Genomic DNA, 16,863 nt, shown 5'->3' with positions numbered 1-16,863 from the left:
AAGTTAGGTACTGACGCTCAATGGGTACATGCTTCTGATGGTGACTACTACCCAGCTGACTAGTCTTTGATTCAAAAGACTATTAAAGTTTAAATTTGAAGTGCCGATAGGATTATTTCCTATCGGCTCTTTTTATGCGCAATAATGAAATCGCTTTCTTGAAAGCGGCCAAGTCATGCTATAATGTGAGCGTAGGATCTTTGCTACAACACTAGTTTATCGAGGAGGATTTAATGACATGTTTAAAACTGGAAAAGTTAAGTACCTAGGTATTACAGCCGCTGCCTTGCTAGTCATTGCACCAACTGTGGCACCTGTATTTACAGCGACATCTGCTGAACGGGGGATTGTCCAGGCAGCTACAACAACAGCATTGCCAGATTCCGCTATCTTTTTAACATGGACTGATGCTGCAGAAAATTATCCAAATGTCTTAACTTGGAACAATGAAACTAAGCAACTGGAAGCTACTAACGCTTCTAATTTAATTCCGGTTACCAATGCGAGGGCTTCAAGCGAGAAGGTTCTTGGACTTGATTATTACACGGTGACAGGTGTGAATGGTCAAAAATACTATGTGCGCCAATCTGAGACAGGGCCGGGAATAATGTCAACAGTTTATGACAATGTGCCTGCCTATACGGACTCAGCATTTGATACACCAACAGGAAAGTACGTTGCCAAAAATGGAACATCGTTAAAATATGATCAGATTGCTGTTGATGCTGCCGGTAAAATTACGGGCTATCATGTTTCGAGGGATACTGCTAATGGGGACGTCGCCAACTCATGGCTCCAAGCAGAGGCTGTCAAGGCAACTGGGGCGATTTTAAAAAATTCGTATATTAAGATTAATGACTTGTCGAACTATGGGTTAAAAGACACAGGTACGAAGGTGACTGTAGATGGCAATTTGTTTGTCGTTAATCCAAATGGTATTTATACGGCTGTGCCTAGGTCTTGGACAAGTGACACAACAACTAAAATTCAAACTGCTATTCATAATGGCGAAATAACAGGTCCGCTGGCAACTTATATCATCGATGATGGTAGCCAGGTTTACGGGTTTACTTATAATGGCACTGTCTACTTTATTCGTACAAATGCGGCTAATTTACTATTATCTGAAACACCAACAACGCCAACACAAATATTAGATGTTAACGCGGTTAATGGGACGGTAACCACTAAACGCGACTTAACACCATTGTACCGGTATGCTTTGACAACCCATGGTACTGGTAAGGTCACCACAGATGGTAAAGCCGATGCCACTGGCACTTATGTAACGGACTACAAAACAACACTAACTTATGATCAAGTTGCCGGTTCTTATGGCAATGATGGCAAATTCAATGTAGTCGCTTATCACATTGTCAAAGGAGATGCTTCTGGCAAGGCTTCTGATCTTTGGGTTAAAGCTGGTGATGTGAATGCTACAACACAGTACAACTATGCTGAAAACGTCAAGGGCACGGTAACTGCGACTGCTGATGCAAATGTCTATGGCGACATTGACTTTAATCACAAAATTGACACCTTAAAAGTTGGCAAAGGTCAGAACTTTGAGTACACGCAAGTGATTAAAGATAGCCTGAACGGCAGTATTGTGGGTTACGCTCGCAAAGCTGGCAAAACTTGGACTTATGTGAAGGCCGCTAACTTCAAAGAAGTGGTTCCTGAAGAACAAGTAGATACTGAAAAGCTACCAACAGGGACTGCCGTTTATTCTGACAACAAAGCTGCTACAATCTACTCCGATGCTGCGACTACTAAGGACACGGATACTAAATTGAGCACGTCTGTTGACGAATGGTCCGCCTTTGAAGTGGCTAAGGATGCTGATGGTAATATCACTGCTTATCGTCTAAGTAAAGATCAGTGGGTTAAAGCTGCTGACATTCAAGTTCAAAAGGACCTGGATGGCGTATTTACCACGTCAGCTGGCGTCACATTACGTGAACCTGATGGGACCGTATCCGGTGCTATTAAAGCTGATGGCGATTATAAAGTCTATGCTGTTCGTTATATCAACGGGAAACAAGCATTACGATTAGGCAATGACTCCCAATGGGTCTATGCCGTTCAAGGTGATTTTTATCCAGCGTAATGATTTAATTGAAATTAAATTTGTGATTATTAAATTATAAGAGTCAATACGATAAGACTATCCCTTTAGAAAGTATCAGAGAAAAAAATTTCTCAGGTTGATACTATCCCTTTAGAGAGCACCAGAGAAAAACAAAAATTTCTCGGGTGTGATTTGGAGGGATTTTTCTGCTTTTGTTAAATCACATTCCTTTTTGATTGCAATTATGTTGCTTGAATTGTCAATATAAATCACTTTATTTACAATAATTGAAAAACTACAATGAAATTAAGACCTTGTTTCTGAACTAAAACTTAATCTAATGATGGTGCTAAGCTCAACACTCGGTTCTGTAAACGTAATTTCTAATGAGAAAATGATTGTGATGGTGACTACAGAGATAATTTAATTTATGATCGATTAAGTCACTGGCGACATGAGTGATAAGACGCAGTATAATTATGTTGAAAATATTAAGAGATAGGCACAGTTACTGAATAATCTGATATTGTGAGGGGTATTGGATGCAAAAATAAAATTAATACATGAAACCTGTTGCAGGTAAAAATTTGATTTTATATAAGCTATTAAAGACCGGAAAATAATAATGTAGTTTGCTTAGATGCAAGCATGACTAAAACTACGGGAGCTAATTAAGAATACTAATGAATGATAGGCTTTCAAAGTGGCTAAGTTTTGTGATTGTAATCATTTATCATAAAGCAGAATCATAGAGTACGGTAAAATTAAATATCAAGTTAGAATAATGTTGTCAACCATACCAATGACAATGAGTTTCACATTTTGGAAAGAAGGGTTTTCCTTATGGGGAATAAATATAGGCAACGATCTTTGTCTAGGAAGATGTCTAAAAAGTTACCTAGGCATTCACGAGGGTACTTGAGACAGCGAGAACACACAAAAATATCGCTTCTTAACGTAATGGGGATAGTTGGTGCTATCTTTACGGTTTTTGGCGCTATTGTAACAGCTATTGGAGTTGCAGTTGCTTTTTCACTTAGTAGGCAGGCAAATACAATTGCGAAAAGCTCACAAACTGTTGAACAGAATAATGTTTCTCTGATAATGAAGGATCATACAAAGACCTCGGGATATGCCACGTATAACGCTGAAACGAAAATTTTTACAACCAAATTAACTGTTCAAGCTATACCCCAGAAAATTCAAGGAAATGTAAAACTTATGTATGCTTGTTATTTAAAGAACGGTGAGGTAGTGACCCATACAATTCCGATAGATAAAAAACCTAAACCTTTCTTGATATTTCAATCAATGAAAGTAGACAAAGATCCTGAAGCTGTTCCTATTGATTGGTTTATTATCGCAGTTGATAATCAAAAAAATTTTACTGCTAATTATTATGCTCAGAAAACCTATTCTAAGGATTCTTATTTTTCAGATGAATATTTCAGGCCCAATGACTACCTCACTATAAGTAATGATCAAATACCTGATAGTAACTATGTAAATAAAAAGGTTGCGGATTATGCAACAAGGTATGGGAACATTTATCACAAAATGTTTGTTCTTGATTATACAGGCGAAAAGGGCACACATATTCTGAATGCTGATTATATACATGAAGAAGAAACTAAAATCATTAATCAACTGAGAAGTTATTATGTAATTAATTGAATTATATTCTAATGGTTTGGATGATTTAAATATATCTAAGAGTGTTAGATGCCAAAGCAGTCGTATTACATGAACTTCATGACAATCTGGTTACAACCAAATTTCAGCAATATCATTTCAGTTACAAGTTGGCGCAATGCTTGTATGTGGTTTTGGGACTTGGTATCATCATCATAGAGCGAGAAAAATAAAATTTATGAATCAGGGAGAATATATGAAGAAATCATTTTTAAAACATGCAGCTGTACTCGGCCTGGCAGGGGTTATGGGCTTAGGTGTCGCTACCACTGCTTTAGGTCAATTTAATGAACCCGGGATCGTTCATGCCGATTATTCTGCACAGGGTTTTCTAGACCAAATTTGGCCCTCGGCTCAACAAGTGGCCACTGACAATGGTTTGTATCCTTCAGTGATGATTGCCCAAGCCATGCTGGAATCTAATTATGGCAACTCCAAATTAGCCGCAGCCCCAAATTACAATCTATTCGGGATTAAAGGTGACTATTGGGGTGCTTATGTAGCTTATCAAACTCAAGAATGGCGCACAGATCATTATGAAACCATTGTGCAAAACTTTAAGAAGTATCCAAATATGTACGATTCTATCATGGATAATGCCTTTAAGTTACGGAATGGGATTTCCTGGCAACCAACCCGCTACAGTGGCGCTTGGATAGAAAATACCAATAATTACCAAGATGCTACCGCTTGGTTAACTGGCCGTTATGCCACTGCCCCAGATTACAACACTAAATTAAACAATTTAATTGCCAAATATGATTTGACGCAATTTGATCCACAAGTTAGTAACGAAAGTGGCGTGGTCACCGTCACGAGCAATGGCTCATCTACTTATAACATGTATGCTGGTCCAATGAGCTCCAATGGCGACTGGTTAGGCAATGGCACCGCATGGCAATATGACAAAAAGGTTACATTGTATAATGGCCAAACTTGGTACCGCTTGGGCACCAACCAATGGATGAACGGGTCTAATTTAAGCGTGGGCGATTCTGCTTCCCAAGCTCCATCTGGTACTGGTATCGTCAAAGTGAAGAGTGCGGCGGCCTTATATAGCAACGCTGGCTCTGGTAAGACTGGGCGTACCTTAGATAAAAACACGGAATGGCGCTACTTTGAAACCCAAGATGTGAATGGCACGACCTGGTACAATCTGGGAGGTGATCAGTGGGTTTCCGGTGGTCAAGTGACCGTTGAATAGAATGTAACATAAATAGTTACAATACTGTTACTGATATTAAATTTCGGTTAAACCTGTCATCGTTATCCAATTTTAACAAATTAAATGCGAATAGATGTTATAATGGACACGTAGGCAATTCTGAGTCTACAACACAAGTTTATCAAGGGGGATTTTGATACACATGATTAAAACTTCAAAAGTTAAATATTTAGGTATTGCTGCTGCAGCTTTACTAGCTGTTGCACCTGCTGCTGTTACTGCCGTGGCACCTGCCTTTACTGGTGCTAACACATCTACTGTGCAAGCCGCTACAAATGCTGGCAATGTTACTACAAAGATTAATATTGCTGGTAAACCAAGTATCCTAATTTAAGACGGATGCTGCATATTACTCTGACGCAAGTTTGTCAACCACAATCAAGCCAGAATCACCAGATGGCAATAACCATACCATTGATTCTCTTTACTTTACAAATGGTAAAATTACTGCTGTCCATTTAGCTGATCAGAAGGTTGATACTTTCGTAGCATTTAGTGATATTGCTAGTTCAACTTCTAACTGGACTTTGAACGTTGCTAACGCTGATGCAGATGTATTGCCATTGTTAACTGCAAGTGACAACACTGTTTGGACAAATACTGCAAACGGTTCAACATCTTATACTACTTCTGCTGGAATCACAGTTAACCCTTCAACTATCACAACTAAAGATGGTGTGTTATCTAGTGTAACTACTACGGTTGGTGGCACTACCTACAGCATTAAGGGTAGCGATTTAGCCACTGATTTATCTTCTACAGATAATACAGAAAACACAAACATTGGTAATGTAACCGTAACACCTAACTACGTTTCTGGTGCTCAAATTTATTCAGATAAAGCTTTGTCTGCACCAATTGCTGGTTCGTATGTTGCTTATGGTACGACTAAGAGTGCCGTTGCTGAGTTAACAACGCTGCCGGTAAAACTGTTGGTTACAAGCTTGCTGATAGCCAATATGTCAAAGCTACCGATGTTACTGTCAAGACAACTCCATTAACTAAAGTTTATGAAAGCGGCAAAGTTACAACTAAAAATGCTGCAACACCATACTTCTATACGACAGCTGACAACAAGTTAAATGCACAAAGCTCAAAAGTTGCTAAAAACCAAGTCTTGAACTACACAGCAACATTGCAAGACAATGATGGTAAAGTTTATGCTTATGGTTACCAAGATACAAGTATTAACAATAGCAACAAAGGCACTGATGGTTTAGTATACATCTTAGCAACTGACGTTAAGACTACTACTGCTCCTTCAACTGACTTAACAATCACAGTTATCCGTGCTGGCACTTTACAAGTAGATTCTAAGAATGCTGCTGTTAAAGTTTACAGTGATGCTGCAACTACCCAAGACTCTGGTGCTAAATTGGATACCCAATATAACATCTGGGACGTTACCCGGACTGCCAAAGATAAAGATGGCAAGACTGTCGCTTATGACTTAGGTAACAGCCAATGGGTTAAAGCTTCTGACGTTTCTGAAGTTGCTGCTTCTAAAGTAACTGTTAGCCCTGCTACTAAAGGCCAAGCTGTTTACTCTAACTTCAAAGGCGCTACCATCTACAGTGATGCTGACACGACTAAAGCTAATGGCACTTTGAACACAAGCTACGACGAATGGTCTACATTCCAAGTTGCTAAAGATGCCAGTGGCAACATTGTGGCTTATGACTTAGGTAGCAACCAATGGGTTAAAGCTTCTGACTTATCATTGATCAAGACTCAAGGCGGTACTTTTGATGCCAACGCCGGGACTGCTTTATACAACCGTGACGGTGACGTGACTGGTTCTATCCAATCCGATGGCTTGTATCAAATCTTTGCCGTAACTTACATCAATGGTAAACAATCACTTAAATTAGGTAACGATAATCAATGGATCATCGCTAGCACTGGTGATTACTACCCAGCATAATGATTAGTTTCATTACCAGCTGATTAATTTGAACACACTCTGGTGACCACTGGAGTGTGTTTTTTTAGAAAAGGGCAATTAAATAAATCATTATTTCGTGCGTTCCTTTATTAATATGAGTTATACTGATATTGTATTGTGCGTACGATTATATATTTTTTTAAATTAGAGGAGGAATTTGTTCATGACAAGTACTTCAAAAATTAAGTATTTGGGCATTGCTGCTGCTGCCTTATTAACAACTGCCCCGGCTGTGACTACTGCTGTTGCCCCAGCCTTTACTGGTGGGATAACGACGGTGCAAGCCGCTGATACAACTGGTGGGTTAACCGGTGAATTTAATGTCGCTATTAGCGGTACAGATACCAGCAACTTGTTCTATGCCAAAACTACAAAAGACCAAAAGATTTTCAGTGATTCGGCTTTAACGCAAGATACTGGCCAAACTACCCAAGGCGATCTAATCGCTGGTTTTGGGGCATTTTACGCCGTGTTGGGCGTTGCTATGACCAATGGGACGGTAACGGCTTATCACATCGCCCCTTCAACCTTAGCCTCTGACTTAGGTTGGATTAAGGCTAGTGACGTTACTACTTTTGGGAGCGTTAGTGGAGGCCTCTTCAGCGCATCAACAAGTGATCAAACCTTTACATTGAGTGCACCTACGACTGCTTACTTAAACGATGGCAGTTCATCCCTGTCTATCACAGCCCTTGTTTTAGATGGCACCACTAAAAATATTAAGTCTGTCACTGGGACCGACGATTTGGTGATACCAAATCTATTGATGCTAGCAAGATTACCACAGTTGTCCCTGATAAGTTATTAACTGAAAGTACGGACGGCATTGATGGTGTCAAAGTGACACCAGTTAACAAGAAAGCCCATATTTATAGTGACAAGAGCACGACTAAAGATTCTGGCAAGGCTTTAAGCGAAGCTACCCAAATTGAAGCCTTCTTTAAGGATCCAAATGGCAACGTCGTAGCTTACCGTTTGGCTAAAGGGCAATATGTTAAAGCTGCTGATGTGACTTCCAATGAAAAAGGGGACACGTCTTTAACTGAAACGGCGGTTTCTAACACCACAGTAACGACTAAAACTTCTGCTGGTGCCCAATTGTACACAGATAACGGCACAACTAGTGAGATTGCCAACACTAAGATTGGAAATTCTCAACAATACACGGTTGTCGCTAAGGTGACTGACGCTAGTGGCAATATTGTGGCTTACAAGTTAGCTGACAAGCAATATGTCAAAGCTGGCGACGTCACTGCTACTGGGGACGGCTCTACGGCTACTGGCATTACGGAAACCCAGGCTACTGGTACCGTTCAAACTAAAAATATCGCTCAAGTCTACACCGACAAAGACTTCAAGAACGCTGAAGCTGTTCGAATCGGTAAAGACCAAACTTTGAATTACACTTCTGTCTTGAAAGACGGTAATGGTAATATTGTGGGCTATGGCTTCGATAATGCTGGGCATACGTCTTACATTAAAGTGGCTGACGTGCAAAATGATACTGGCGGTAGTACTGGTGATTTAACCATCGCCGTGGTACCTTCTGGCACAATGACTGTTGACTCTGGTAAGAAAGCAGTCACGGTTTATTCTGATGCGGCAACGACCAAGGATTCTGGCGCCAAATTGGATACTTCTTACAGCACTTGGGCTGTGAACCAAACCGCTAAGGATAAAGATGGCAAGATTGTCGCTTACGATTTAGGCAATAACCAATGGGTCAAGGCTAGCGACGTCACTGCCGGGTCTACCAGCAGTGTAACAACTGGGGCTATGCCAACCGGGACAGCTTTGTACTCTAACTTCAACGCTGCGACGATTTACAGTGATCCAGAGACCACTCAATCCATCGGCAACTTGAACACATCTTATGACGAATGGTCTGCTTTCAAGGTCGCTAAAGATGCCAATGGCAATCCAGTGGCTTATGACTTAGGGAACAACCAATGGGTCAAAGCTTCTGATTTGCAATTGCAAAAAGCCTTAAACGGGACTTTTGATGCCAATGCTGGGACTGCCTTGTACAGTTCTAACGGCTCATTATCTGGCACGATCAAGTCTGATGGTTTATACCGAGTCTTTGCCGTCACTTACCTCAATGGCCGTCAAGCTGTTAAGTTAGGCAATGACAATCAATGGATTATTGCTGCAACTGGGGATTACTATCCAGCCTAAAAGCTTTATTCAACCTAAAATTCAAATAAGCGATCGGTTGCAACATAACAATCATATGGTCAATCATTTACAATCGTTCGGATAAATATGTAATGCAAACACCTCGAATTTTCCGTCGAGGTGTTTTTGTTGTGCAATAAAAAATCGAAGTAGGATTGTTTTTTCCGGCTTCGATTTTTTAGTATACGCAAGATTGATGGTGTATTAATGCTCCCGCTTATGAGCGATTAAGAACCAGCCGAACAAGGCAGACAGAGCGGTCAATACAGCACCTAATACGGTTAAGCTAGTGTCAGATTGTTCACCAGTTTGCGGTAACGTTGCGGCTTTGGTAGCTTGGTGCTGTGGCGCTTGCTGGCTATGAGTTGGTTGGCTAGCTTGTGGCTTGTGGCTGGCGGCCAAGTTGGTCAATTGCCCACTTTGCATTGCCTTAGCCGCCAAGCCCTGACCAGTACCATGATTAGCTAGTGCTTGTGTCGTTGGTGTATTAGCGTTGGTTATAGTTGAGGTGTCTGTCCCCGGAATAGTCGGTGTGCCAGGATTGCCTGGCATTTCTGGATTACCTGGTGTATTTGTGGTGCCAGGGGTGTTTGGTGTCCCAGGATCGCTTGGGTTTCCGGGATTATTTGGCATCCCAGGGTTATTCGGTGTTTCTGAATTAATTGGGTTGTCCGGATTGTTTGGCGTGTTCGGATTGCTCGGGTTCTCCGGATTGCTTGGTGTGTCCGGATCATTAGGGCGCCCAGGATTCATTGGTGTTTCCGGATTAGCGGGGATGGTTGGATGACTAGGGTTATCCGGGTTACTTGGCACTCCTGGATTGCTTGGTATGGTTGGATTGTCGGGATTCTCAGGTTTTGTCGGTGTCCCAGGATTATTTGGGTTCCCCGGGTTGCTTGGCGTGCCTGGATTTTCAGGATGACCTGGTTCACCCGGCGTCCCTGGCTCACTTGGGGTGCCCGGATTATCCGGGTCTGGGGTGCCGGATTCACCTGGCGTACTTGGCGTTGCGACGTTCGGCTGATTCAAAGTAATCGTCGGGGCTTGCACGGTAACAGCTGGGGCTTGAAAGTCCGGGTTAACAGTTGTGCCGGCCAAATAAGTTGGTCCAGTGGCTGGGACTGCTGTTGCTGGCATAGGGGCAAGTAAGGCCGTATCCATGCCATAAGCAGACACAGCGTCCAATTTAAGGCTCGGTATGGTCAAGTCATTGACCCCAGTGGCATTTGGTGTGGCAATGGCGTCATAATCCGCTTGGGCAATATAATAAATGTTGATATAGCTATTTTGTGATGGATCGCCACTGAGCTTGAGGCCATTTTGCACAAATTCTTGTTCAGCATTATCGTTGGTAAACGTAAAAATCTGATCGGTACGCTTTAAATTGCCATTGAGATTATTAGCTTGAAAAATCCCATAGCCGGCTAAATAATAGGTTTTACCATCGACCTCATAAGTGGGTTGTAGCGTAAAGTCGGTGGGGTTATAATTAGTGTCTTTGAACTGACTTTGAAAAATTCGTTGCAGGGCCGTCGCGAACACTTGATGCCCAGCACCATCATCGGTGATTGTGTATTGTTTGGGGGTAAAAGACTGGTAATTGATAAAAACGGCATTATCAGCGTTTGATTTCAAAATATCCTGCCAACCACCTGACCCTAAAATAACAGTTTCAACCAACGTTTGTCCTCCTGTAGTAAGGGTTTTTTGCGCCGCATCTGAGCCGTCCGTACTTAGATAGTTTGGGTTGTTTAAAGTTGCTAGAGCCTGCGCGTTTTGCACTGGATCAGCGGCCACACCGGCCAATTTTTGGAGTAATTGTTGATATTGGGCTGAAAAGCCATTGGGACCTTCTAAACCAGCCTTGAAATTAGTCACAGTTGTGGTCACAGCCGCTGCCGCGGTGGGGTCACCAGTGTTGATTTTATTGACGGCACTAGCGCCGGCATTATAAGCGTTCACCGCATCAAGAAAGGTATTGACCAGATAAGCATAACTGGCATTTTGGGCAGTCTTAGTTACCGCTGGGTCGGCGTAATCTTTAGCCGAATAATTGGCCACGGGGGTACCCACTTGGATGTCGGTATAAGTCTTATCAAAGTCCGCCTTTTTAGTGGTGGTGGTCAACGGTGTAGTGGTACCATTGACCGCATCAATGTATTGATAATCCTTTTGGGTCAAATCATCCCCGGCACCATGAATTTGCGGGTAGAAGAAGGCCCAGCGCCCATCGTCTTTAGCTTTGGCCGTCAAAGTGTCCCAAGCCTGCGCCGCAGTTTGTTGGGCACTGGCTGCGTCATTGATCTGGGTAATCTTAGCCTGTAAGTCCTGAGCGGCGGCAGCGACCTTGGCCGCGGCCTGAAACTGGGTCATATTTTGTTGCATAATCATTTCATTTTGCCCGGGGACCGTGGCACTAGCCGTCCCGGTGGGCGCAAAGTCAGTTTGTAGCTTGGTGATATGGGCTTGGAATTGATGCCAAGGACTGGTGGGATTGCTAGGGTCATAACCCGGCGCCGCTTGCTGGGTAGCTTGGCCCGTGGCGGTGGTATAGGTGTCTAAGGCTGTTTGGTAAGCCTCCAAGGCCACTTGATAGGTCGTGTTGACTGTGGTGAACTGGTTGACCGCCTTGGCCAAATTAGTTTGGGCATTGGTCACCGCAGCTTGTTGGGCCTGCAAATCTGCTTCGGTCAATTTTGCAGTTGTCCCAGCATTCACCCCGCTGACCATTTGATTGTAGTTGTTGGCGGCGGTTTGCCAAGCAGTCACTGCCCCGGCTAAATCGGTAAAGCCGCTTTGGGCTTGATGGTAAGCAGCATTGGCCGTTTCATAGTGGTTATAAGCATTGTTTTGCGCCGCCGTCTTGGCAACTTCAGCTTTAAAATCAGTGTAAGTTTTGGCCGCCGGGTTCTTAGTAGGATCCGGGGTTGTCGCCGTATCGGCATTGGTGTCTAAGGGCGTGATTGGTTGCTGGACAGCCGGATTGGTGTTGTTATAAGCGATCACCTGGCTATTGTAAGCCGTTAAGGCATCATCATAAGCCTGTTTGTAGTCGTCTAAGGTGTGGCCAGCGGTATCCGGGGCAGTAACCGCCTGGTGGGTCCCACTGGTATCCCCAGCATTGGCCCGGGTCACGGCTTGTTGGATAGCTGCGTTTAATTGATCTGCCGCCGCTTTCAGCTGCTGTTGGGCCGCATTCAAAGCTTCAGCTGTGGCATAATTGGCCTGGCCAGCCTGGACTTGCGCTAAAAGCGTCTGCACTTGCGCCGCATAAGTCGCCACCAATTCATTGTAGTTGGCTAAGGTAGCGGTTTCATTTTTGCCGCCAGTTTGCACACTTTGTACGGCGTTAGGTTGGGGCTGGGTGGGCATAGCCTTCAGGGCCGCTTCATAAGCAGTCACCACCTCATCGGTGGCCACCTGGGTGCCGCTAAAGGCCCCGGCTGTGTTGGTCAACTCAGTTAAAGCCGCATTGACCTGGGCTTGCCAAGCCGGATCACCAGGCTTCGGGGCTTGCAGTAAAGCTTGCAAAGCCGCCGCACTTTGATTGGCCTGAGCGACTAAATCATTGGCGTGGTCGGTTTTAGCCTTGGCGCTGGGATAGTCCGTGGCAGTTGGTTGTTGGGGTGTTGTTTCAGCCGGGGGTTCAACGGCTGTTTTAGGGTCAGCTTGCGGCGTAGTTGTTGCATCGGCTGCGTTTGGTTCCGGGACGGTTGCAGCAGGCGTTGTACTGACCGTAGCCGCCGTTTTAGTCGCATTGGGGTCAACTGGTGGGGTAGTCGGTTTGCCGTCTGTAGGGGCGGTTGTTTCAACGACAGGCTCTTTGGCATCAGTTGCGGCTGTCTTAGGATCAGCTGTAGGTAACGCTGGTTCAGTTTGAGCTATTGTTTGGGTCGTCGTCGGTTGAGTTACTGGATTCTCGGCCGTGGTTGGGGTTTGATTTTGCTCTGGGGTGCTGGTGGTGACTTGCGGCGTAGTCGTTGGGCTAGTTTGGGCGACATTAGCAGGTGGCGTAGCTACTTCAGTTGCTGGTGCTGGGTCTGCTTGGCCGGTACTTTGCGGCATAGGCGTTGTTGTTTGTGGTGTCGTTATCGGTTGAGTTGCGCTGGCAGTAGGGGTCGTTGCCGTACTTTGGTCGATACTGGTTGAAGCATCTGCCTTAGGATTAGCACTGACCTGACTGGTGGTTTGGGCCGCGTCAATTGCCCCCTGTGTGACTTGGGGCTTGTCAACCAAGGCCAAGCCGAAACTCACGGCCGCTAAGCCGGCGAAAACCCAGTTTTTGCCAGCTTTATACATTTTATAGTGCAGTTTAGGATCTTGATGAGTCGCTTTAAACATTGAAATCTCCCTCCAATATAGAAGTTCATGTGGCAATCTGAGCAGATATCACCTACGGGTATAATTGGGGTTCAATACTTTTGTTTGCTAACGCGTTGTCGTAAGCACTCAGATATATTCTCTAAGTTAAGGTATGGGACACAACTTGACAGGAATCCGAATGTTTCCTGTCTGATATAAGGCTAGAGTTAAGGTATGAGTTAATTGTAACAGGTCCTCATGAGTATTCGATTCTTAAAAGATTAAATAAAATTAAGTAAATAGATATTATTTACTAATTCAAATTATTGATTAGACAGCTTATTCAATATATATTATCAAAAAATAATTATAAATATTTACATATCAAATTTATCACCGCAATTAACGGATTTATCAAGATACAAAAACAGCCAGGCTTTTAAAAACCTAGCTGTTGCCTTGCAAAAGGGACGCTATCAAGGCAAGAATATGTAAAACGATTTCATTTTTGGCCAAATTAAGCGTTGATTAATTGGCCGTTGACCACCGCCAGCCACTGATTGCTGCCCACCAGCGCCCAAGTGGCTCCGTCAAAGGTCTTCAAGTCCAGGACCCGCCAGTCGGTGTTGGTGGGTAAAATCTGCCCGGTGAGGCCACCACCAGCTGGGGCCGGGGCGGTGAAGACCGGGGCGGCGTTGGTGAGATGCAGGACCTGATTGGGATTGGCCGGGGTGCCCGTCACGTTGGTACCAGGACTAGTGAGGTCGATGGTGCTGGCGCAGACCCACTGAGCGGTACCCAGTTGATACCACACCACGCCGCCCACGGTTTTGCTACCGGTGACTTGCCAAGTGGTGCCGGCGTCCAGCCAGCGCAAGATGTTGCCATAAGGGGCATCCCGGAGATTAGCGCCAGTACTGCTAATGGTCACCGTGCCAGGGGCAGTTTGGCTGCCGTCCCCGCTAGGTGTGTCGGGACTGGCTTTGGTGCTGTCCACTTGAAAGACATAGTCGTTGATCCAAATGTTGGGGCCAATTTCATAAAAGGTGCCGACACCAGGGATAGTTTGCACCTGATTGAATTGCCAGCGGGTGCCATTGGCGTAGGTCTGGGTGGCAATCAGACTGCCGGCGGGCTTGTCGTAAGCATACACCGCCACATCGCCCTGGGGGTTGGCAATGGTGCCGACACCGCTTTGGGTTGTGGGCGTCGAGCTGCTGCTTGTATCAGCGGCTTTAAAAACATAATCATTGATCCAGACGTTGGGGCCAAGCTCATACCAGTTTCCCCTCCCCGGAACGGCTTGTACCGTGTTGATTTGCCAAGCAGAGCCGTTGGGTAACGTCCGGCTATAATTGACATTGCCGCCGGGGGCATCATAAACATAAACTGGGGCATTGGCCATGGGATTGACCACCGTGCCCACACTGCTGGCCTGGACACGCGTTGGCTGTTGACTTAACAGCACGCCGCTTAGAGCTAGGGTCGACACCGTGACGGCCATAAATAAATTCGGATGTTTCAAATTATTTCCTCCTGAAATTATGATTAAAATTAAGGCAGATTAATCATAATTTAAGATACGATGCATGAACAAATATTTTAGAAATATTTAGATAAAATTAAAAAAATAGATTATTTTAATTATTATAGTTATCGTTAGCTAGCTGTTTTTAATATATATTGTCAAAAAATAACTTTAAATATCGCTATATCTATCCCATATCCAGTTGCCAAGGTCTGGGGTATAATGGAGAAAAATTATTCAGGGAGGTCAATGCTTATGTTAGTGGATATGACACCAGCCGGTTTGGCCCAATTTATCGCTGACCAGCAGGTACCTGTTTTAGAGGATGTCTTAGAGTTAGGTGAGGTGGAAATTGATTTAAAGCAATCTGCCCAAACCGTGATCCTGGGGGCCGATGAGAATGGCATTTTTGTGGCTGAAGACCTGAAAGACCAGGAATTGGCCGCAACCCTTGTTACGCCCTTGTCCCATGTAATATCCTGGCTGGACGAAGAAATGGCTGCTTTTTTGTTGCGGGAATTGACCAGCCATGGGATTCGGGTGATCACTGGCCAAACCCAAGTGACTTTGCAAGCTGACCAGCAAAAAGTGGTTTTAAAGGACGGTACCGTCCTCCCCGCAGATTTGGTTTACCTAGACCCCGGGGACTTGGCGGATAATTTGGCTGGCACTTATTTTGACTGGCAAAGTGTGGGGGCTAGGTATGCCCTGGGCAAAAAGGTGTTGCACCCGCCGTTTTTGTTGGGCGGTGTTTACATGAACCTGGGGAGTACCGCCACGGCTCCCATCGTATCTAAAACCACGGAGCAGCATTATACCAATCCACAAATTAAGCTGGGCCGGGCTTACAATATGCTGGCCGGCGGGGTTGGCCGTACCGAAGAACAGGCAAAAGCTGCCGGGTTAAATCCCGAAGTGATCCACGTGTTGGGCAAGATCCATGACCCCGACGACCCGGCAATTACCCTGATTAACCTGAAATTGGTCTTTGATCCCAAAACCGGGGCTATTTATGGCGCCCAAATTGTCGGCCCCATGGGTGTGTCGAAACGAATCGGCATTTTAGCCGAAGCCATGAAGAATGGCATGACCATCGCCGACCTGGCGGATATTGAAATGGTAGCCACACCGCCCTATGGGGTTCGTAAAGACCCTATCAATATGTTAGGGGAGGCGGCGGTGAATTTAACCCGAGGCTTAAGCCGCCATATTCAATGGTATGACCTGCCGGCTGCCTTGGCGCAGGGGGCTAAGATTTTGGATGTACGCAACCCTGATGAAATTGCCGCCGGGCATTTCCCGGATTCGGTGAACATTCCTTTGGATCAACTGCGCCGGCGGGTGTCGGAATTAGATAAAAACCAAGCCTACATTGTCAGTTGCCGCAGTGGGGAACGGTCATATGTGGCTTACCGTTTTCTGGTGCAACATGGCTTTAACGTCACCAATTTGGATGGGGCCTATCAAATTTATCAAGCTGTCCGGCCACAAGATTTGGTTTATCCCAAATAAGTTGTTTGACCTAATCTCGCAATTGAAATGGTCTAAAAATGCCGAGGCTAAAAATGAAGCTAATTTAAGACGAAATGTAATCGTTTCAATAATTTTCAGAAAAAACTTAATAATTGGTCTATATTTGGTCATATTACAATATCTGTAAAAGGATATTGTGGTTCGTTTTTATGCACATTTGTGAAAAGGACTGTTATGAACGGCTTTGATGTTTTCTGAAACTGAAATATTAGTTCAGTTTATAGATATTTGCTTATTATATAGTGCAATTATTACAAAATATTAAATTTTGTTATCAAAATAAAACATGATTGTTATGGCAAAATGACATCATTTTTTGTGAATCTGTTATACACCTGAATTATTCACTCATAATAAAATAAAAGACGTAACTCCTTGAGTTACGCCGC

At 44.2% G+C, this 16,863-nt stretch carries 11 protein-coding genes; 9 read left to right on the top strand and 2 right to left on the bottom strand.

All coding sequences use genetic code 11. The annotated features are described in order from the left end of the window. Nucleotides 1–238: 238 nt before the first annotated feature. The 8 genes from FC83_RS06325 to FC83_RS06290 all read left to right on the top strand — a co-directional run bounded on the left by FC83_RS06325 (nt 239) and on the right by FC83_RS06290 (nt 9,111). Nucleotides 239–2,110, top strand: coding sequence for a hypothetical protein (locus FC83_RS06325; protein WP_035456179.1), 1,872 nt, complete (start codon nt 239–241; stop codon nt 2,108–2,110). 879 nt (nt 2,111–2,989) lie between these two features. Further along, complete coding sequence (locus FC83_RS06320) at nt 2,990–3,745, top strand: hypothetical protein (RefSeq protein WP_035456181.1); 756 nt, start codon at nt 2,990–2,992, stop codon at nt 3,743–3,745. A 214-nt stretch (nt 3,746–3,959) separates the two neighbouring features. Further along, complete coding sequence (locus FC83_RS06315) at nt 3,960–4,967, top strand: glucosaminidase domain-containing protein (RefSeq protein WP_052005118.1); 1,008 nt, start codon at nt 3,960–3,962, stop codon at nt 4,965–4,967. A 163-nt stretch (nt 4,968–5,130) separates the two neighbouring features. Next, nucleotides 5,131–5,322: a hypothetical protein gene (locus FC83_RS06310; protein WP_035456184.1), complete on the top strand. Its 192-nt coding sequence runs from the start codon at nt 5,131–5,133 to the stop codon at nt 5,320–5,322. A gap of 31 nt (nt 5,323–5,353) precedes the next feature. After that, the gene (locus FC83_RS06305) at nt 5,354–5,989 is read left to right on the top strand and encodes a hypothetical protein (RefSeq protein ID WP_035456186.1); all 636 of its coding nucleotides are present in this window, start codon (nt 5,354–5,356) and stop codon (nt 5,987–5,989) included. A 116-nt stretch (nt 5,990–6,105) separates the two neighbouring features. Continuing rightward, a complete protein-coding gene (locus FC83_RS06300; RefSeq protein ID WP_156405571.1) occupies nt 6,106–6,912 on the top strand; it encodes a hypothetical protein in 807 nt (268 codons plus the stop codon). 184 nt (nt 6,913–7,096) lie between these two features. Beyond that, the gene (locus tag FC83_RS06295) at nt 7,097–7,741 is read left to right on the top strand and encodes a hypothetical protein (protein WP_057002541.1); all 645 of its coding nucleotides are present in this window, start codon (nt 7,097–7,099) and stop codon (nt 7,739–7,741) included. 32 nt (nt 7,742–7,773) lie between these two features. Then, nucleotides 7,774–9,111, top strand: a complete 1,338-nt coding sequence (locus tag FC83_RS06290; protein ID WP_052005122.1) for a hypothetical protein — start codon at nt 7,774–7,776, stop codon at nt 9,109–9,111. A gap of 204 nt (nt 9,112–9,315) precedes the next feature. Here the strand turns inward: FC83_RS06290 and FC83_RS17555 are convergent, their stop codons facing one another. Further along, nucleotides 9,316–13,452 (bottom strand): KxYKxGKxW signal peptide domain-containing protein, encoded by a 4,137-nt coding sequence (locus FC83_RS17555; protein ID WP_057002540.1) that lies wholly within the window; start codon nt 13,450–13,452, stop codon nt 9,316–9,318. 478 nt (nt 13,453–13,930) lie between these two features. Then, nucleotides 13,931–14,938 (bottom strand): SLAP domain-containing protein, encoded by a 1,008-nt coding sequence (locus tag FC83_RS06280; protein ID WP_035456397.1) that lies wholly within the window; start codon nt 14,936–14,938, stop codon nt 13,931–13,933. Between the two features lie 258 nt (nt 14,939–15,196). Between FC83_RS06280 and FC83_RS06275 the strand changes: the two genes are divergently transcribed. Then, nucleotides 15,197–16,453: a rhodanese-like domain-containing protein gene (locus FC83_RS06275; RefSeq protein ID WP_057002539.1), complete on the top strand. Its 1,257-nt coding sequence runs from the start codon at nt 15,197–15,199 to the stop codon at nt 16,451–16,453. Nucleotides 16,454–16,863: the final 410 nt, after the last annotated feature.

The sequence above is a fragment of the Agrilactobacillus composti DSM 18527 = JCM 14202 genome, assembly GCF_001436375.1.
GTDB classification, from domain to species: Bacteria; Bacillota; Bacilli; order Lactobacillales; family Lactobacillaceae; genus Agrilactobacillus; species Agrilactobacillus composti.
The sequence above is the reverse complement of the archived record's forward strand: the minus strand, read 5'-3'. Positions and strand labels throughout refer to the sequence as shown.